Here is a 2,898-nt window from a genome sequence, read left to right on the forward strand (position 1 = left end):
CCCCTGAGGGGGCGAAGGCGCAGCCGAGCCTTTAGGGGCGCGGGGAACTGCGCGGCCAGCCACGACGGGCCCGCAGGTGTCGTCTTCAGGGGCGCGGGGAACTGCGCGAACGGCCCCCACCGTGCCGCACCGGTGTGACTACCCGTTGCTGCCCCGGTCGGGGCAGATCACCTGGTCGCCGGTGACCGCCGCGAACTCCCCCTGCGCCGGGTCGTCCGCCCGGACCTTGCGGACCCCCGAGAAGTCCGCCCCCACCACCACCTTCAGCAACGGCCCCTGCCCCGTCACCGCGTGCAGCTCACTGCCCGGCAACGCCGCCGCGAGCGACTTCGCGGACCGGTCCCAGCGCGGGTCGTACCGCACGACGGTCCGCCGCAGCGTCCGGTCCTGCGCGTTCACCGGCGCCCGCGTCGTACGGAACCCCGTCCCCGCAAGCCCGCTGTCGACCCGCCGCCCCAACCCCGCGGTCATCGTCCCGTTCTCCACCTGCACCCGGATCTGCTGCGGAGCCACGTCGACGCTCAGCACCTTGGAGCGCACCCGGTGCGGAGCCAGCGGCTTGTCGTCGCGCAGGGTCCTGAAGAGCCGCCCCGCCTTCTTCGGGTCCCATTTGAGCGTGGAGCCGATGCCCTTGACGGCGTACCCCATCTGCCCGATCGGGACGGTCGTGAACTCGGAGGACGACGGCGAGAAGCCCCGCATCGCCCGCCCCAGGTCGACGAGTTCGTTCGTCCCGAAGCCCTTGTCGGCCCGCACGGAACCGAGCACGGACTGCGTCACGTCGCGGAACCTGATCGGGTTGAGCAGCACACCGGAGGACGTGGCCCGCTCGATCAGCGACGCCAGGAACCGCTGCTGACGCTGCATCCGGCCGAGGTCGGAGGCCCCGTCGACGTGCCGCGAACGCACGTACTGCAGGGCCTGTCCGCCGTTCAGGTCGTGCGTCCCGGGTGCGAGGTCGAGACCGGTGACCGTGTCCTTCAGCGGCCGGACCGTGCAGATCCGCACTCCGCCGAGCACGTCCACGGTCTTCATGAAGCTGATGAAGTCGACCTCCAGATAGTGGTCGATCTTCACGTCGGTCATCTTCTCGACCGTGCGCACGGTCAGCTGCGGCCCGCCCTCCGCGTACGCCGCGTTCAGCTTGACCGGGTGGGCCTTGTGCCGGTCGCCGGTGGTCCGGTCGACGTGCGGGGGCGTCTCGGCGTACGAGTCGCGCGGCAGGCTCACCACACTGGCCCGCCGCCGGTCCTCCGACAGGTGCACGATCATGACGGTGTCCGTGCAGTGGCAGGGGGCGCCGCCGAGCCGGTACTCCTCCTTCTCCCGCGCCGTGATCCGGTCGCGTCCGTCGGTGCCGACCAGGAGCACGTTCATGCCGTGGCCGCGGGCGGGCCGGTTCTTCATGTCCCTGAAGGGGTCGATCCGGTGGATGTCGGAGTCGAGACCGGTGACCACCGCGTGTCCGACGCCGGCCGCCGCGAGCACCGCCACGGACAGTGCGGTCGCCACCCGCATGGCCCACTGCGGCCGGCCGCCCCGTACGGGCTGCCGTACCGGACGCTGTCGCGGGGGAGGGGCGGGTGGGCTGGGCGGGGTGGGCAAAGCGGACACCTCCGCGTAGGCCGGGTGTGGGGGTCCGTGAGCACCGTAGGCCCATACGATCTGCTGCCCGGTGCAGGGGCCGGGCGGCGCGCGTCGGTGTCCCCCGTTCGCGGTAACGTAATCCGCGATGAACGCCGAACCCGCCGTGCAGCTTCCCGCCGTGTCCGTGATCATGCCCGTCCTCAACGAGGAACGGCATCTGCGCGGAGCCGTCCAAGCGATCCTCGCCCAGGAGTACGCGGGCGAGATGGAGGTCGTGATCGCCATCGGTCCCTCGTCGGACCGTACGGAGGAGATCGCGGCCGAACTCGTCCGCGAGGATCCCCGGGTGCACACGGTCCCGAACCCGACCGGCCGCACCCCCGCCGCACTGAACGCCGCGATCAAGGCGTCCCGCCACCCGGTCGTCGTCCGCGTCGACGGGCACGGCATGCTCTCGCCGAACTACATCGCGACCGCCGTGCGGCTCCTGGAGGAGACCGGCGCGCAGAACGTCGGCGGCATCATGCACGCCGAGGGCGAGAACGACTGGGAGCACGCGGTCGCCGCCGCCATGACCTCGAAGATCGGCGTGGGCAACGCGGCCTTCCACACGGGCGGCCAGGCGGGCCCCGCGGACACGGTCTACCTGGGCGTCTTCCGGCGGGCGGCGCTGGAGCAACAGGGCGGCTACAACGAGGAGTTCATCCGCGCCCAGGACTGGGAGCTGAACTTCCGCATCAGGGAGGCTGGCGGCCTCATCTGGTTCTCGCCCGAACTGCGGGTCTCCTACCGTCCGCGCCCCTCGATACAGGCCCTGGCCAAGCAGTACAAGGACTACGGCCGTTGGCGCCATGTCGTGGCGCGCTACCACTCCGGCTCCATCAACCTGCGCTATCTGGCGCCGCCGACGGCGGTCGTCGCGATCGTCCTCGGCCTCGTGGCGGGCGCGGCGGCGACCCCGTGGGGCTTCCTGGTCCCGCTCGGCTACCTCCTCGCGATCGGGCTGGGCTCGCTGCCCGCGGGCAAGGGGCTGCCCCTGAAGGCGCGGCTGCGGATCCCGGTGGCGCTGGCGACCATGCACATGTCGTGGGGCTGGGGCTTCCTCACCAGCCCGAAGGCACTGGCCAGGAAGGTCATCGCGTCCCGCCGCCCCGCGGTGCTGAGCGAGACCTGAGCACCGGGCACCCGAACCACCGAGGGGGCGCCACCCCCGGGGGGGGGGGGGGGGTTGGGGGCCCGCCCCGGGTGGGGGGCCCCCGCCGGGCCGGCGGGCCGGCGCCGGTCCCGGGCGGGGGGTTCACCGGCCAGGGG

The 2,898-nt window shown here is 72.5% G+C and carries 2 protein-coding genes; one reads left to right on the forward strand and one right to left on the reverse strand.

Annotation, left to right across the window (positions count from 1 at the left end; all coding sequences use genetic code 11):
* Nucleotides 1-138: 138 nt before the first annotated feature.
* Nucleotides 139-1,518, reverse strand: a complete 1,380-nt coding sequence (locus ACFWGJ_RS43140; RefSeq protein ID WP_387334437.1) for an LCP family protein — start codon at nt 1,516-1,518, stop codon at nt 139-141.
* A gap of 214 nt (nt 1,519-1,732) precedes the next feature.
* On the opposite strand from ACFWGJ_RS43140, the gene ACFWGJ_RS43145 reads away from it, so the two are divergent.
* On the forward strand, nt 1,733-2,761 hold the full coding sequence (locus ACFWGJ_RS43145) for a glycosyltransferase family 2 protein (RefSeq protein WP_387334435.1): 1,029 nt from the start codon (nt 1,733-1,735) through the stop codon (nt 2,759-2,761).
* Nucleotides 2,762-2,898: the final 137 nt, after the last annotated feature.

The organism is Streptomyces sp. NPDC060205 (genome assembly GCF_042728395.1).
Taxonomy (GTDB): domain Bacteria; phylum Actinomycetota; class Actinomycetes; order Streptomycetales; family Streptomycetaceae; genus Streptomyces.

Bases quoted from the DNA above. Each gene is read 5' to 3' on its own strand.
- ACFWGJ_RS43140 (WP_387334437.1), bottom strand. From the start codon at position 1,518: ATGCGGGTGGCGACCGCACTGTCCGTGGCGGTGCTCGCGGCGGCCGGC.
- ACFWGJ_RS43145 (WP_387334435.1), top strand. From the start codon at position 1,733: ATGAACGCCGAACCCGCCGTGCAGCTTCCCGCCGTGTCCGTGATCATG.